General features: G+C 69.8%; 18 protein-coding genes. 4 read left to right on the top strand and 14 right to left on the bottom strand.

Going from position 1 to position 14,492, the window contains the following annotated elements:
• Positions 1-150 precede the first annotated feature (150 nt).
• The 3 genes from C7S10_RS14410 to C7S10_RS14400 are packed head-to-tail and all read left to right on the top strand — an operon-like array spanning position 151 to position 2,169.
• The gene (locus C7S10_RS14410) at positions 151-732 is read left to right on the top strand and encodes a cob(I)yrinic acid a,c-diamide adenosyltransferase (RefSeq protein WP_108345128.1); all 582 of its coding nucleotides are present in this window, start codon (positions 151-153) and stop codon (positions 730-732) included.
• A 39-nt stretch (positions 733-771) separates the two neighbouring features.
• On the top strand, positions 772-1,578 hold the full coding sequence (locus tag C7S10_RS14405; RefSeq protein WP_108345127.1) for an ArsR/SmtB family transcription factor: 807 nt from the start codon (positions 772-774) through the stop codon (positions 1,576-1,578).
• Between the two features lie 3 nt (positions 1,579-1,581).
• Positions 1,582-2,169, top strand: coding sequence for a GNAT family N-acetyltransferase (locus C7S10_RS14400; RefSeq protein ID WP_108345126.1), 588 nt, complete (start codon positions 1,582-1,584; stop codon positions 2,167-2,169).
• Here the strand turns inward: C7S10_RS14400 and C7S10_RS14395 are convergent.
• Positions 2,147-2,749: a hypothetical protein gene (locus tag C7S10_RS14395; RefSeq protein WP_108345125.1), complete on the bottom strand. Its 603-nt coding sequence runs from the start codon at positions 2,747-2,749 to the stop codon at positions 2,147-2,149. The two genes, C7S10_RS14400 and C7S10_RS14395, sit on opposite strands and share 23 nt — an antisense overlap.
• 22 nt (positions 2,750-2,771) lie before the next feature.
• Complete coding sequence (locus tag C7S10_RS14390) at positions 2,772-3,935, bottom strand: MFS transporter (RefSeq protein ID WP_108345124.1); 1,164 nt, start codon at positions 3,933-3,935, stop codon at positions 2,772-2,774.
• Positions 3,936-3,991: 56 nt separating this feature from the next.
• On the opposite strand from C7S10_RS14390, the gene C7S10_RS14385 reads away from it, so the two are divergent.
• Positions 3,992-4,963, top strand: coding sequence for a LacI family DNA-binding transcriptional regulator (locus C7S10_RS14385; protein ID WP_108345123.1), 972 nt, complete (start codon positions 3,992-3,994; stop codon positions 4,961-4,963).
• Positions 4,964-4,981: 18 nt separating this feature from the next.
• Here C7S10_RS14385 and C7S10_RS14380 read toward each other — a convergent pair whose 3' ends face one another.
• From C7S10_RS14380 to C7S10_RS14325, 12 genes are all read right to left on the bottom strand, one after another.
• Entirely contained in the window at positions 4,982-5,434 is a 453-nt protein-coding gene (locus C7S10_RS14380) for a DUF2550 domain-containing protein (protein ID WP_108345122.1), read from the bottom strand.
• An 89-nt stretch (positions 5,435-5,523) separates the two neighbouring features.
• Positions 5,524-5,922, bottom strand: a complete 399-nt coding sequence (locus C7S10_RS14375) for a F0F1 ATP synthase subunit epsilon (protein WP_108345121.1) — start codon at positions 5,920-5,922, stop codon at positions 5,524-5,526.
• Positions 5,922-7,379 (bottom strand): F0F1 ATP synthase subunit beta, encoded by a 1,458-nt coding sequence (gene atpD / locus C7S10_RS14370; RefSeq protein ID WP_108345120.1) that lies wholly within the window; start codon positions 7,377-7,379, stop codon positions 5,922-5,924. Before atpD ends, C7S10_RS14375 begins: the two co-directional genes overlap by 1 nt.
• Positions 7,380-7,387: 8 nt before the next feature.
• Positions 7,388-8,320, bottom strand: coding sequence for a F0F1 ATP synthase subunit gamma (locus tag C7S10_RS14365; RefSeq protein ID WP_108345119.1), 933 nt, complete (start codon positions 8,318-8,320; stop codon positions 7,388-7,390).
• Positions 8,321-8,323: 3 nt separating this feature from the next.
• Positions 8,324-9,964 (bottom strand): F0F1 ATP synthase subunit alpha, encoded by a 1,641-nt coding sequence (atpA, locus tag C7S10_RS14360; RefSeq protein WP_108345118.1) that lies wholly within the window; start codon positions 9,962-9,964, stop codon positions 8,324-8,326.
• A 67-nt stretch (positions 9,965-10,031) separates the two neighbouring features.
• Complete coding sequence (locus C7S10_RS14355; RefSeq protein ID WP_243395386.1) at positions 10,032-10,847, bottom strand: F0F1 ATP synthase subunit delta; 816 nt, start codon at positions 10,845-10,847, stop codon at positions 10,032-10,034.
• Positions 10,847-11,407, bottom strand: a complete 561-nt coding sequence (locus C7S10_RS14350) for a F0F1 ATP synthase subunit B (protein WP_108345117.1) — start codon at positions 11,405-11,407, stop codon at positions 10,847-10,849. The genes C7S10_RS14355 and C7S10_RS14350 overlap by 1 nt, the downstream gene beginning before the upstream one ends.
• Before the next feature lie 29 nt (positions 11,408-11,436).
• Positions 11,437-11,646, bottom strand: coding sequence for an ATP synthase F0 subunit C (atpE, locus tag C7S10_RS14345; protein ID WP_036490454.1), 210 nt, complete (start codon positions 11,644-11,646; stop codon positions 11,437-11,439).
• Between the two features lie 65 nt (positions 11,647-11,711).
• A complete protein-coding gene (atpB, locus tag C7S10_RS14340; protein ID WP_243395385.1) occupies positions 11,712-12,524 on the bottom strand; it encodes a F0F1 ATP synthase subunit A in 813 nt (270 codons plus the stop codon).
• A 13-nt stretch (positions 12,525-12,537) separates the two neighbouring features.
• Positions 12,538-12,780 (bottom strand): AtpZ/AtpI family protein, encoded by a 243-nt coding sequence (locus C7S10_RS14335; protein ID WP_207769389.1) that lies wholly within the window; start codon positions 12,778-12,780, stop codon positions 12,538-12,540.
• A gap of 30 nt (positions 12,781-12,810) precedes the next feature.
• Positions 12,811-13,254 carry a hypothetical protein gene (locus C7S10_RS14330; RefSeq protein WP_108345116.1) on the bottom strand — a complete coding sequence of 148 codons (444 nt, stop codon included), beginning with the start codon at positions 13,252-13,254 and terminating at the stop codon, positions 12,811-12,813.
• A gap of 83 nt (positions 13,255-13,337) precedes the next feature.
• The gene (locus tag C7S10_RS14325) at positions 13,338-14,489 is read right to left on the bottom strand and encodes an MraY family glycosyltransferase (RefSeq protein WP_108345115.1); all 1,152 of its coding nucleotides are present in this window, start codon (positions 14,487-14,489) and stop codon (positions 13,338-13,340) included.
• Between the last annotated feature and the right edge of the window lie 3 nt (positions 14,490-14,492).

Genomic DNA, 14,492 nt, shown 5'->3' with positions numbered 1-14,492 from the left:
GTTGCCCCCTGTGTCCCGAGACCAGATGGCCGCTCCCGGAGCCGTGCTGCGGAAGTGACCGCCGTCACCGACTATGACGCAGTCGTACCCCGACGCGTTGCATCCACGCCACACCTTTTTGGCGTGTCACCCCCGGCTACGCTCACCGCCATGGTCAACCTGACGCGCATCTACACCCGCACCGGCGACGCCGGCACCACCCGGCTCGGCGACATGAGCGAGACCACGAAGGTCGACCTGCGACTCCAGGCCTACGCGGACGTCGACGAGGCCAACGCCACGATCGGGCTGGCGCTGGCCCAGGGTGGGCTGGACGACGACGTCGTCGCCGTCCTCACGCACGTCCAGAACGACCTCTTCGACGTCGGCGCCGATTTCTGCACCCCGGTCGTGCCCGACCCCGAGTTCCCGCCCCTGCGCATCGAGCAGGACTACGTCGACCGGCTCGAGGGGTGGTGCGACCGCTACAACGAGGACCTCCCCGCGCTCCGCTCGTTCATCCTCAACGGCGGCACGCTCGGCGCGGCCCACCTCCACGTCGCGCGCACGGTCGTCCGGCGGGCGGAGCGGTCGGCCTGGGCGGCGTACGCCGAGCACGGCGAGTCGATGAACAAGATCGCCATCACCTACCTCAACCGCCTCTCCGACCTCGTCTTCATCCTGGCCCGCCACGCCAACCGCGAGCAGGGCGACGTGCTCTGGGTGCCCGGCGGCGAGCGCTCCGCGGACTGATCGTTGACATGTGACCAAATGGTCACCTAATGTCGCGCCATGGACGAGGTGTTCAAGGCGCTGGCCGACCCGACCCGTCGGGCCCTGCTCGACGAGCTCTTCCGCGAGGACGGGCAGACCCTGTCGGCCCTCGAGGGACGCCTGGCGATGACCCGCTTCGGCGTGATGAAGCACCTGAAGGTGCTCGAGGAGGCGGGCGTCGTCACGACGCGCAGGCAAGGCCGCGAGAAGCTGCACTTCCTCAACCCCGTCCCCATCAGGCTCGTCCACGACCGGTGGGTGAGCAAGTACGCCGAGCCCTGGGCCGCGACGCTCAGCGGGCTCAAGACCTATCTGGAGGACGAGGACATGACCGACGTCAGGACCGTTTCGTGGGAAGAGGGCACGGCGCCCGTCGCCGAGGGCACCGCGGTGTTCGAGGTGTTCATCAAGACGACGCCCGAGCGACTCTGGGAGGCGATCACCGATCCCGCACAGCGCGCGATCTACAGCTTCGGCGTCCAGACGCAGAGCGAGTGGACCACCGGGTCCGACTACACCGCGGCCGTGCCCGGGGTCGTCGACATCTCGTCGGGCACCAACGTCGTCGTCGACCCGCCGCGCCTGCTCGTGCAGACCTTCGACGCGTTGTGGAGCGACGAGGTGAAGGCCCAGGGCACCACCCGCGTCACGTGGCAGATCGTCCCGGTCGGCACGTCGTGCCGCCTGACCGTCATCCACGACGGGCTGCCCGCGCAGGCCAACCCCGAGCTGTACGGCGGATGGCCGATGATCCTCTCCGGCCTCAAGACCCTCATCGAGACCGGCGAGCCGCTCGACACCCCCGGGTCGCTGATGTACTCGTAGGGCATGGCCGACGACCACCGCTGGGCCACGCACCCGGTCACCGAGAAGCGCTTCGACGACTTCGCCGACGTCATCAACCCCCGCCGGCGCAGCACCCATTGCTGGTGCCTGTCGCACCGGTTGCAGGCGACGGAGATCGACGAGCTCGGCGACGGCAGTCGGGAGAGCGCGGCGCGGGCCCTCGCCGCGCGGCGCGGCAGCTTCGGCGTCGTGACCTACCGCGACGACGAGCCGGTCGGGTGGTGCCACGTCGCGCCGCGGGCGGAGATCTCGCGGCTGGCCGCCTCCACGCTGATCCGCCCGATCGACGAGGTGGCCGTCTGGAGCATCATCTGCACCGTCGTGCGCTCGGGACGCCGTCGGCAGGGCGTGACCCGGCACCTCATCGAGGGAGCCGTCGCGTACGCCGCCTCGCGGGGTGCGCCTGCGGTCGAGACCTATCCCGTCGACCCACAGGGCCGGATGGACCTGACGATGGCCTTCGTCGGCACCCGCGCGATGTTCGAGGCCTGCGGGTTCGAGGTGGTCGGCCGGACCGACGCGGTGGCCAGCAAGATGCCGCGGCTCGTCATGAGGCGGATCCTGACCTGACCTCGGGGCGACCGCGCTCGAGCAGCGCCAGCCAGCCCGTGGCCAGCCCGATCAGGGCCATCCCCGCCGCGCCGGTGGGGGCGAAGATGTGCTCGCGGTGCACGAGGGCGGCACCCACGACCAGGGCGAGGCCCGGCAGCGCGATCGACCGCCGCCGCCGGAGCGCGTCCGCGGCGACCAGGACGGTGCACACGATCAGTGCCCACGAGCCGACCTCGCCGATCCTCCCGCCGATCGCGAACAGGTGGCGCACCTCGTCGGGCCGGGGCACGCCCTCCCCCAGCTCTCGCGTCACCCAGCCGGCCCCGATCCCGCTGATGACGTCGAGGGCGGTGTAGGCGGTCGCATAGACGTACGCCGCCAGCCGCACGCCCCAGGACAGCGGGTCGAGACGCGCGCGCACGAGGGTCACCAGTGCCAGTCCCACCAGGGGGAACACGAACAGTCCTGCCACGTGCAGGAAGGTCCACCGACCGGCCGACGACGCCGTGAGCGAGTGTGGATGGAGGAGGCCGGCGCCCGCCAGCGCCAAGCCCGGCAGGGCCACCAGCAGCGGGCGGAGGCGATCGGGACGGTTCACGCCGCCGACGGTAGCCCCCGCGTCAGGCGCTGACGCGCGTGCGGCCGGTCTCGCGCGCCGACGGCACCACCAGCGCGGCCGGCATCAGGAGGACGGCGACGACCAGCAGCGCCTTGAGGGTGCCGACCTCGTCCCCGACGAAGCCGAGCAGGGGCGGACCCGCGAGGAACGCGGCGTACCCGATCGTGGAGACCACACTGACCCGCGACGCGGCACGGACCGGGTCGTCGGCGGCGGCGCTCATGCCGACCGGGAACCCGAGCGAGGCGCCGACACCCCACAGGACGATGCCGATGACGACGAGGACGGGCTGGTCGGCGAAGACGATGAGGAGGACCCCCGCCCCCGCGAGGACCATGGTCCCCCAGAGCACGGCCACCCGCCCGAAGCGGTCGATGAGCCCCGTGCCGGCGACGCGGCCGACCGTCATGGCCAGCACGAACACGGCGAACCCCGCGACGCCGACGGCGTGCGAGACGTCGTGGCCGTCCACGAGCGCCACGGCGAGCCAGTCGTTGGCGGTGCCCTCCGTCATGGCCAGCGCGAGCACCATGACCCCGATCAGCAGCGTGCGCGGCTCCAGCCAGGCACGGGCCGCCGAGGTGCGGTGCTCCTCGTGCACCTCGACGATCGGCAGGAAGGCCGGCGAGGTCCTCCAGACGACGAGCATCGAGACGACGACGACCGTGACGAGGTGGACCGCGGCCGGGACCGAGAGCTCGATGAGCAGGGCGCCGAGGAGTGCCCCGACCACCGTGCCGCCGCTGAAGCCGGCGTGGAAGCGCGGCATGATCGTGCGGCCGAGCCCGCGCTCGACCTCCGCACCCTCGACGTTCATCGCGACGTCCCACACCCCGATGCCGAGGCCGTAGACGAAGAGGCCCACGACGGTCAGCGGCAGCGTGTGGCCCAGCCCGAGCGCGGCGGAGACCATCCCGACGGACGCGGCCGTGGCACCGAGACGCACGACCCTGACCGTGCCCCAGGCGTTGATCGCCGCTCCCGTGCTCGGCAGCGCCAGCACCGAGCCCAGGGCGATGGAGAGCAGAACGAGGCCGAGGCGTCCGTTGCTCAGCTCGAAGCTGGAGCGGACCTCGGGGATGCGCGAGACCCAGCTGGCGAAGACCAGCCCGTTGAGGAAGAAGGCGAACCCGACGGCGTTGCGGGCGGCGGTCAGCTGGGGCACGGGATCTCCTGGGCGAAACGTTTCGATCGAATCGTTTCGATGCTAGCCTCTGCCCCGTGTCCGGTCCAACTCGCAGTCCGACCCTCGCCGACGTGGCGGACGCCGCCGGGGTCTCGCTGTCGACGGCCTCGCTGGCCTTCTCCGGCAACAAGCCGGTCTCCGACGCGACCCGCCAACGGGTGCTGGGCGCCGCCGAGTCCCTCGGCTACACCGGCCCCAACCCGCTGGCCCGCAACCTGCGGCAGGGCCGCAGCGGGGTGGTCGGGATCGCGGTCGGTCAGCTCAGCACCGCGTTCCGCGACCCCGCCGCGCTGCCCATGCTCGACGCGGTCTCGGAGGTGCTCGGCGCGGCGGGCCTGGGCCTGCTGCTGATGGGCGACGAGGACGACCATGCGCGGCTGCCCCTCGATGCCGTCATCTACGACATCTGCGGGCGCGAGACCTGGGCGGCGTACGACGCGTTCGTGGCCCGCGGCATCCCGCTGGTCGTCGTCGAGGGACCGACCTGGCCGGGCACCACCTTCGTCGACATCGACCACCGCGGTGGCAGCGCGGCCCTGGCCCGCCACCTGCACGACCTCGGCCACCGCCGGGTGGCCGTGCTGACCCTGGAGCCGTCGCACCCGCAGCGCCAGCGCGAGGCCGGGCTGCGTGACGTCTTCCCCGACGCCGTGGTGATCGGTGCCTGCGCGAGCGACCACGGCGCCGCCCAGCAGCTGGCGTCCGACTGGTTCGACAGCTCCCCCGACGCCACCGTCCTCGTGTGCCAGAGCGACGTGCAGGCCGCCGCGGTCGTCGTCGAGGCTCGTCGCCGCGGCCTCTCGGTGCCCGGCGACCTCAGCGTGGCCGGCTTCGACGGGGTCCCGACGCCGTGGCTCGACCTCGAGCTGACGACGATCGCCCAGCCGTTGGGCGACAAGGGCCGGGCCGTCGCCCGAGCCGCACTCGCCCGGATCGAGGGCGACGACGTCGAGGACGTCCTGCTGCCGGTGACCCTGCGGGTGGGCAGCTCGACCGGTCCGGCCTGAGGTCGGGGCCGGGCAGCCTCAGAGCGAGCGGTGCCGGTCCCAGTCGGCACCGGGTGGACCCGCCTCGAGCCACGACGCGAAGCCCGTCAGCGAGGCCTCGCTCATCGCCAGCTCGACCGGCCCGTCGGGAGTCTGGCACTCCACGATGACGTGCCCGGCGTAGAGCGACATCGACTCGGGGCCGGCCGCCTCCCGGCGCGCGGCGTAGGTCAGGCGGCTGCGCGACCACACCCGCCGGGGGCTCGGGGAGAGCGAGAAGATCCGGAACCACTCGAGGTCCTCGCCGCTGTAGCGGCCCAGGCCGAGGAGCCAGCCGCGCCCCGCGTGCGCGGTGTGGAGGCGACAGCTCAGCTCGAAGGTCCCGCCGTTGCGCGAGAGCACCCGACGGCGCACGATCAGCGCGGCGCCGTACAGCAGGGGAAGGAGCAGGAGCACGCCAGCAGACTCGAGGAGCCATTGCCAGACGGGCATCCACTCTCCTGCTGGGGTGGGTGAAATGAGATGAGCGCACGAACCGGCCGGTTCGTGCGCTCACCCTATCGGGCGCTGCTTGACGACTGTCAGGAAGCCCGCTCGACGGCGCGGATGCGCGCCTCCGCGCGGCGTACGGCTTCCTCGGCCTCGTCGTCGTTCTCGCCCGAGGCCTTGGCCCGCTCGAGGTCCTGACGGGCCTTCTCGAGGTCGATCTCGTGCGACATCTCGACGTGCTCGGAGAGGATCGAGACGCGGTTGTTGGCCACCGACATGAAGCCGGCGTCGACGGCCGCGACCCAGGTCTCGCCCTCGACGGTCTGCACGTCGACCACGCCCTCGATGATGACCGACAGCAGGGGCGCGTGACCGACCAGGATGCCGACGTCACCCTCGGTGGTGCGGGCGATGACCATCTTGGCCTCGCCCGACCACACGAGTCGGTCGGCGGCGACCAGCTCGACCTGGAGGGTGTCAGAGGAAGCCATCAGAGGCTCTTCTGGATCTCAGCCCACTTGGCCTCGACGTCGTCGAGCCCACCGCACATGAAGAACGCCTGCTCGGCGACGTGGTCGTACTCGCCGTCCGCGATCTTGTTGAACGCCTCGATCGTGTCGGCGACCGGCACGGTCGAGCCCTCGATGCCGGTGAACTGCTTGGCGACGTAGGTGTTCTGCGACAGGAAGCGCTGGATGCGGCGTGCCCGGAGGACGATGATCTTGTCCTCCTCGGAGAGCTCGTCGACACCGAGGATCGCGATGATGTCCTGGAGCTCCTTGTTGCGCTGCAGGATCTGCTTGACGCGGATCGCGCAGTTGTAGTGGTCCTCGCCGATGTACTGCGGGTCGAGGATCCGCGAGGTCGACGTCAGCGGGTCGACGGCCGGGTAGATGCCGAGCGAGGCGATCTCGCGCGAGAGCTCGGTGGTGGCGTCGAGGTGCGCGAACGTCGTGGCCGGCGCCGGGTCGGTGTAGTCGTCGGCGGGGACGTAGATCGCCTGCAGCGAGGTGATCGAGTGACCACGCGTCGAGGTGATGCGCTCCTGCAGCTGACCCATCTCGTCGGCCAGGTTGGGCTGGTAGCCCACGGCGGACGGCATGCGGCCGAGCAGCGTGGAGACCTCGGAACCGGCCTGGGTGAAGCGGAAGATGTTGTCGATGAAGAGCAGCACGTCCTTCTGCTGCACGTCGCGGAAGTACTCCGCCATCGTCAGCGCCGACAGCGCGACGCGCAGACGCGTGCCCGGCGGCTCGTCCATCTGGCCGAAGACGAGGGCGGTCTGGCCGAGGACACCGGCCTCCTCCATCTCGACGATGAGGTCGTTGCCCTCACGGGTGCGCTCGCCGACCCCGGCGAACACCGACACGCCACCGTGGTCCTTGGCGACGCGGGCGATCATCTCCTGGATGAGCACGGTCTTGCCGACGCCGGCACCACCGAACAGGCCGATCTTGCCGCCCTGGACGTAGGGGGTGAGCAGGTCGATGACCTTGATGCCGGTCTCGAACATCTGGGTCTTGGACTCCAGCTGGTCGAAGGCCGGCGCCTTGCGGTGGATGCCCCAGCGCTCGGCGGGCTCGAAGACCTCGCCCTCCTCGAGGTTGAGGACGTCGCCGGTGGTGTTGAACACGTGACCGAGGGTCGCGTCACCCACGGGGACGGTGATGGACTCGCCGGTGTCGATGATCTGGCCACCACGGACCAGGCCGTCGGTCGGCTTCATCGAGATGGCGCGGACCATCCCGTCACCGATGTGCTGGGCGACCTCGAGGATGATCGTCTTCGTCTCGCCGCTGAGCGTGAACTCGCAGGTCAGCGCGTTGTAGATCGGGGGCATCGCGTCGGACGGGAACTCGATGTCCACGACCGGCCCGATGACCCGGGCGATGCGGCCCACACCGGCCGCGGCCTTGGTGTCGGCGGACTCGTTGATGGTGGCAGTCATGTCGTCTTTCACTCACTCCCGGCTTGGGCGTCGGCAAGGGCATTCACGCCACCGACGATCTCGCTGATTTCCTGGGTAATGCCAGCCTGGCGGGCCTGGTTGGCGATGCGCTTGTACTTCTTGATGAGCTCGTCGGCGTTGTCCGTCGCGGACTTCATCGCCTTCTGTCGCGCGGCCAGCTCGGAGGCGGCCGCCTGCAGCAGGGCGAAGAAGATCCGGCTCTGGACGTAGCGCGGCAGCAGCGAGTCGAGGACCTCGCTCGGCGAGGGCTCGAACTCGTAGAGCGGCAGGAGGTCCTCGTCGGAGGGCTTCTCGTCGCCCTCCACGACCTCCAGCGGCAGCAGCCGCACGGCGGTCGGCTCCTGGCTGAGCATCGAGCGGAACCGCGTGTAGACCACGTGGACCTCGTCGACGCCGGGCGCCGTGCCCTCCTCCGGGGTCTCCCCCGTCTCGTTGAGGAAGGCCGAGATCAGCGTCTCGCCGATGTCGCGCGCGACGTCGTACGTCGGCTGGTCGCTGAAGCCGGTCCACGCCTGGATGATCGGGCGCTGGCGGAACTTGAAGTACGCCTCGCCCTTGCGTCCGGTGACGTAGATGTCGGCGTCCTTGCCCTCGCCCTTGAGCTTCTCGATGAGGCGCTCGGCCTCCTTGAGGACGCTCGAGGAGTAGGCGCCGGCCAGGCCGCGGTCGGAGGTGACGATCAGGATCGCCGCCTTCGTGGGGTCCTCCGGCTCGACCGTCAGTGCGTGGTCGACGTTGGAGAAGGTCGCCACCGCCGACACCGCGCGCGTGAGCTCGCGGGCGTAGGGGGCGGCCGCCTGGGCCCGCTGCTGCGCCTTGATGATGCGGGAGGCAGCGATCAGCTCCATGGCACGCGTGATCTTCTTCATCGACTCCGTCGACCTGATCCGCGCGCGGTACTCGCGTACCGAGAGAGCCATGACTCAGCCCCGCTTCTGCTTGACGATCTGCTCCTGCTCGACGTCGGCGTCCTCGAGAGCGACGTGCTCCTCCTTGCCGGCCTTGATGCTCTGGCCGTCAGAGGTCTCGAACTGGTCGAGGAAGGAGTCGTAGGCCTTGGTGAGCTCGACCTCGGTCGAGTCCTCGAACTTCTGCGACTCGCGGATGCCGGCGAGGATGCCCTCGTGGCTGCGGCGCAGGTAGTCGAGGAACTCGTTCTCGAAGCGCAGGACGTCCTCGGTGGGGACCTTGTCCAGGCGGCCCGAGGTGCCGGTCCACAGGGAGACGGTCATCTCCTCGACGGGGTACGGCGAGTACTGCGGCTGCCGCAGCAGCGCCATCAGGCGCTGGCCACGGTCGAGCTGCTGGCGCGAGGCGGCGTCGAGGTCGGAGGCGAACATCGCGAAGGCCTCCATGGCGCGGAACTGGGCCAGGTCGACCTTGAGCGATCCGGTGACCGCCTTCATGGCCTTCGTCATCGCCGAGCCACCCACGCGCGAGACCGAGACACCCACGTCGATGGCGGGGCGCTGGTTGGCCGCGAACAGGTCGGACTGCAGGAAGATCTGGCCGTCGGTGATCGAGATGACGTTGGTCGGGATGAACGCCGAGACGTCGTTGGCCTTCGTCTCGATGATCGGCAGGCCCGTCATCGAGCCCTTGCCCATGTCGTCGGAGAGCTTGGCGCAGCGCTCGAGCAGCCGGCTGTGGAGGTAGAACACGTCGCCGGGGTAGGCCTCACGGCCCGGGGGACGACGCAGCAGCAGCGACACGGCGCGGTAGGCCTCGGCCTGCTTGGTCAGGTCGTCGAAGACGATCAGGACGTGCTTGCCGGCGTACATCCAGTGCTGGCCGATGGCCGAGCCGGTGTAGGGCGCGAGGTACTTGAAGCCGGCGGAGTCGGAGGCCGGGGACGCCACGATCGTGGTGTACTCCAGCGCGCCGGCCTCCTCGAGGGCGCCACGCACGGAGGCGATGGTCGAGCCCTTCTGGCCGATGGCGACGTAGATGCAGCGCACCTGCTTGTCGGGGTCGCCCGACTCCCAGTTGGCCTTCTGGTTGATGATCGTGTCGATCGCGATCGTGGTCTTGCCGGTCGCGCGGTCGCCGATGATGAGCTGGCGCTGGCCGCGGCCGATCGGCGTCAGGGCGTCGATGGCCTTGATGCCGGTGGCGAGCGGCTCGTGCACCGACTTGCGGACCATGACGCCGGGCGCCTGGAGCTCGAGGGCGCGGCGCTCGTCGGAGGCGATCTCGCCGAGGCCGTCGATCGGGGTGCCGAGCGGGTCGACGACGCGGCCGAGGTAGCCCTCGCCCACGGGGACCGAGAGGATCTCGCCCGTACGACGCACGGACTGCCCCTCCTCGATCTTGTCGAAGTCGCCGAGCACGACGACACCGATCTCGCGGGTGTCGAGGTTGAGGGCGATGCCGAGCGTGCCGTCCTCGAACTCGAGGAGCTCGTTGGCCATCACCGAGGGCAGGCCGCTGACGCGGGCGATGCCGTCGGCCGCCTCGGCCACCGTGCCGACCTCTTCCTTGCTCGCCGCTTCGGGCTTGTAGTCGGACACGAAACGCTGAAGCGCGTCCCGGATCTCGTCCGGACGAATCGAAAGCTCCGTCATTTCCTCTTCCTCGTCTTCAAATCTGCTGCTCGAAAGTATGAATGGGTGGCGGTCGGCCGCGGGGCCGTCAGCCGGCCAGCTTGCGGCGGGCCTCGTCGATGCGGGTGGCGACCGTGCCGTCGATGACGTCGTCACCGACCTCGACCCGGATGCCGCCGATCACGTCGGGGTCGACCACCACGTTGAGGTGGATCGGCCGGTCGTACTGCCGCGCCAGCGCGTCACCGAGTCGCTGCCGCTCGGCGTCGCCGAGCGGGTGGGCGACCCGGACGGTCGCGACGCCCTGGCCGTGCACCTGCGCGGCGACCTGCTGGTAGGTCGCCAGGGCGACCGCCACCGTGCGGTAGGTGCCGGCCAGCGCCTGCTGGGCCAGGGTGACGGTCGCCGGCAGGGCCTTGCCGTCCAGGAGCCCGCGCACGAGCGCTGCCTTGTCGTCCACGGACCGGGCCGGGTCCGACAGGGCGTCGCGCAGGGCGGCGTTGTCGTTCACGGTCTGGGCGTAGGAGTGGAGCTCGTCGGCCAGCCGGCCCGAGTCGCCACCCGCGGAGCGGACGATCGCCACCTCGCTGAGGTGCTCGAGCACGTCGCCGAGGTTGCGCGACACGGTCCAGCGACGACCGACGGCCGAGACCAGGATCTCCAGGGAGACCGGGTCGACCTTGCCACCGAAGATCTCGGTGACCAGGCTCGCCTTGGCCGCGCTGTCGACGGAGACGTCGGTGGCCACACGGCGAAGGCCGGGCTCGGTGCGCAGCAGCGTGGAGACCCGGAACAGGTCGTCACCGATGCGGCTCGCGTCCGCCCCTCCCCCGAGCTTGCTCTCCAGCTCGCTGGAGAGCTCGGCCAGGGCGTCGGCCGACGCACCACGCAAGGCGATGGTCATCAGTTGACCCCGCTCCCGCTGGTGGTCGAGCCGTCGCTCTCGAGCTCGGCGAGGAAGCGCTCCACCACGCGGCTCTGGCGAGCCTCGTCGTCCAGGCTCTCGCCGACGATCCGACCGGCCAGGCCGGTGGCGAGCGTGCCCACCTCGGCCCGGAGCGAGGTGACCGCCTGCTGGCGCTCCGCCTCGATCTGCGTCTTGCCGTGCTCGACGATCCGCGCGGCCTCGGCCTGGGCCGACTCCCGCATCTCGGCGACGATCTGCGCACCCTGCTCACGCGCTTCCTCACGGATGCGCGCGGCCTCGTGCCGGGCGTCGGCGAGCTGCTTCTCGAGCTCGGCGAGCTTCGCGTCCGCCTCGGCCTGCTTGGTCTCGGCAGCACTGAGGCCGCCCTCGATCGCCTGGGTGCGCTCGGCGAAGGTCTTCTCGAAGTTCGGCACGACGAACTTGCGGATCGCGAAGAACAGGATCGCGAAGACGATCAGCGCCAGCACGATCTCCGAGAAGACCGGTACGAGAGGGTTGTGCGCCTCTTCGGTGGCCGCCTGGATTGCGGTGTTCACAGGTGATCTCCCTTATGCCGGGACGGTCGTCAGATGGGCAGGACGAACGCGAGCGCGACGGTGATGATGAAGAGCGCCTCGGCGAGAACGAAGCCAAGGATGGCGATCGACTGCAGGCGGCTCTGGGCCTCGGGCTGACGGGCCACGCCACTGATGAACGCGGCGAAGATGAGGCCGATACCGACACCGGGACCGATGGCGGAGAGGCCGAGGCCGATCATGTTGATGGAGCCTTCCACGGCTTTTCCTTTCGTCGGCGACGCGTCCATCGCGCCGCTGTTTGGCGAAACTTGTGAGGGGTGGATCAGTGCTCGTCCGCGAGCGCTTCCCCGATGTACATCGAGCTGAGCAGGGTGAAGACGTAGGCCTGCAGGAACATCACCAGCATCTCCAGGAAGCTGACGCCGATCCCGAGGGCGAAGGACAAGATGCCCACGCCGCCGTACAGCAGGTTGCCGCTGGTCAGGAGCGCGGCGCCACCGGTCGCGAACAGGATCAGGAGCAGGTGGCCGGCGAACATGTTGCCGAACAGACGCAAGGTGAGCGTGACCGGTCGGACCAGGATGTTGGAGAAGAACTCCAGCGGGACCAGCAGGAGCAGGATCGGCCCGCCGACGCCCGAGGGCATCGTGGCGTGCTTGAGGTAGCCGAGCGGCCCGTGCTTCCAGACGCCGGTGCCGACGTAGACGAGCCACGAGATGATCGCCAGCGGGATGACGAAGCCGATGCGCGAGAAGCTCGGGAACTGCAGCAGCGGGAAGATGCCGTAGTAGTTGTTCACGAGGATGAACAGGAACAGCGAGAAGAGGTACGGCACGAACTTCATGTAGTGCTCGCTGCCGATGTTGTCGCGCGCCAGGTTGTTGCGGACGAAGCCGTAGACGGCCTCGCCGGCGAACTGCAGGCGGCCCGGGACGAGCTGGGCGTTGCGCGAGGCGGCGATCGTGAAGCCGAGGATCAGCACGGCCGAGAGGACCAGCAGCAGCATGGGCTTGGTGACGCCGAAGCCACCGAGCTCGAAGACCGGCGGCAGCTCGAAGCTGCCGGGACCGGGGGCGTGGAAGCCACCGCCCTCTGCTGCGACGATGCCCGAACCCAGGCTCTGGTGGAAGCTCACTGTGTCTCCTGCCTCAAGTCTGCTTGTCCTGCCGCGAGGCGAGCCCGCCGAACCGTCCGAAAGTCATGTAGATCGCCAGCGCAACGCCGAGCAGGATGCCGATGACGACGAGGAACCTGGTGCCCAGCCATCGATCGAGACCCCAGCCGACCAACCCGTAGATCGTTGCACCCGAGACGAGGTAGGAGAACGCCAACCAGGGGTCGGCATACGTGGGTTCGTCGGGATGCTCCGAAGGGGGCTGCTGCTGAGCCATCGCGGTCCGGACAATAGCAGGCGTGGATGGTCATCGCGCACCCGCCTCCGGGAGGTCGTAGACCGGGATCCGGGCCCGCATCGCGGCGATGATCTGGGCCACCATCCACACCAGCGTGGTGACCGCGACGGCTCCCCCGAACCACCGTCGGTCCAGGGTGTCGTCCATCATGCCGTTGCGCGCCAGGCCCAGCACGACGGCGGCCAGGACGACCAGCTGGACGGCGTAGGTCACCAGCGCGACGAGCACGGTGGCCCTCGGCATGATCGAGGCGACGACGTCGAGGACGTAGACCCCGAAGCCGATCACCAGCACCACGAGCGCGGTGCTGACGAGGACGCTGCGCACGGCCGCCGCGTCGGCCGCGAGCCACGCGACGAACGCCAGCAGGAGCCCGGCCACGAGGGCCGCACCGGCCGCCCCGAGGAGCACGGCTGCACCCGGGCGGGTGTCCTGCTTCGACTCGGTCGTCATGGCGGCGGCCGTCCTGTGGAGGGTTCAGAAATCCATGTTCGAGGACCGTGGTGAGCGGCCCGTTCGAACGCTCGTGAAAACTATCACAAAGTCTCGGCCGGGTTCGAATCGGGTCTCTTCGCGCCCGGTTTGTGCAGACTCGGAAGCACGAACGTCATCACAACCACGACAACGAACATCGCGGCCAGCCCGACCCACGTCGAGGTCCCGCTGCGCAGGCTGACCAGCACCGATCCCCCCGCGACCAGCGCGGCCCACATCCACATGATGTAGACCGCCCGTCGCTGCGAGTGGCCGATCTCGAGCAGCCGGTGGTGCAGGTGCTGCTTGTCGGGCGCGAACGGCGACCGCCCGGCCCGTGTGCGGCGTACGACCGCCAGCACCAGGTCGACGACCGGCACCATCAGGATCGAGACCGGCAGCAGCACCGGCAGCACGGTGACGAAGATGCTGTTGCCGTCGGAGGCGATCTCGGTGCCGGTGAACTGCCCGGTCAGGGTGAGCGCGCTGGCGGAGAGCACGAGGCCGATCAGCATCGACCCGGAGTCGCCCATGAACAGGCGCGCCGGGTGGAAGTTGTGGGGCAGGAACCCCGCGCACGCCCCGGCCAGAGCAGCGGTGAGCAGGGCGCCCGTGGTGGCCAGCGTGAGGTCCTTCTCGGCCGTCAGGACGTAGCAGAAGAAGAAGAACGCGACCGCACCGATCCCGACCACGCCGGCCGCGAGCCCGTCGAGGCCGTCGACGAAGTTGACCGCGTTGATCGTCGCGATCACGACCACCACGCTCAGCAACGCCCCCTGCGCCTCGTCGAGGGAGAACTGGTTGGCGTCCATGCCGGGCAGCTGCGGGAAGAAGTAGAAGCGCACCCCGAAGACCACGAGCAGCGACGCGGCGAGCACCTGCCCGCCGAACTTGGTCAGGGCGTCGAGCTCGAAGATGTCGTCGAGCACGCCGACCGCGCAGACCAGACTGCCCGCGAGCAGCACGACCCCGGCGTCCTGGAAGACCAGGGAGCCGCTGGTGGACAGGAACGGCAGCTCGCGCGCCACGAGGTACGCCGCCCACAACCCGCCGAGCATCGCCAGCCCGCCCATGTAGGGGATCGGCTCGGTGTGGACGTCCCGGTCACGCACGGCCGCGGTCGCGCCGGTGCGCAGCGCGATCTCGCGCGCGATCACGGTCAGCAGGTAGGTGATGGTGCCCGCGACCAGGAAGACGAGGAGGTATTCGCGCATGAG

The organism is Nocardioides currus (assembly GCF_003057875.1).
GTDB classification, from domain to species: Bacteria; Actinomycetota; Actinomycetes; order Propionibacteriales; family Nocardioidaceae; genus Nocardioides; species Nocardioides currus.
Note: the sequence above shows the minus strand (reverse complement) of the source record. Positions and strands in the feature narration are given on the sequence as shown.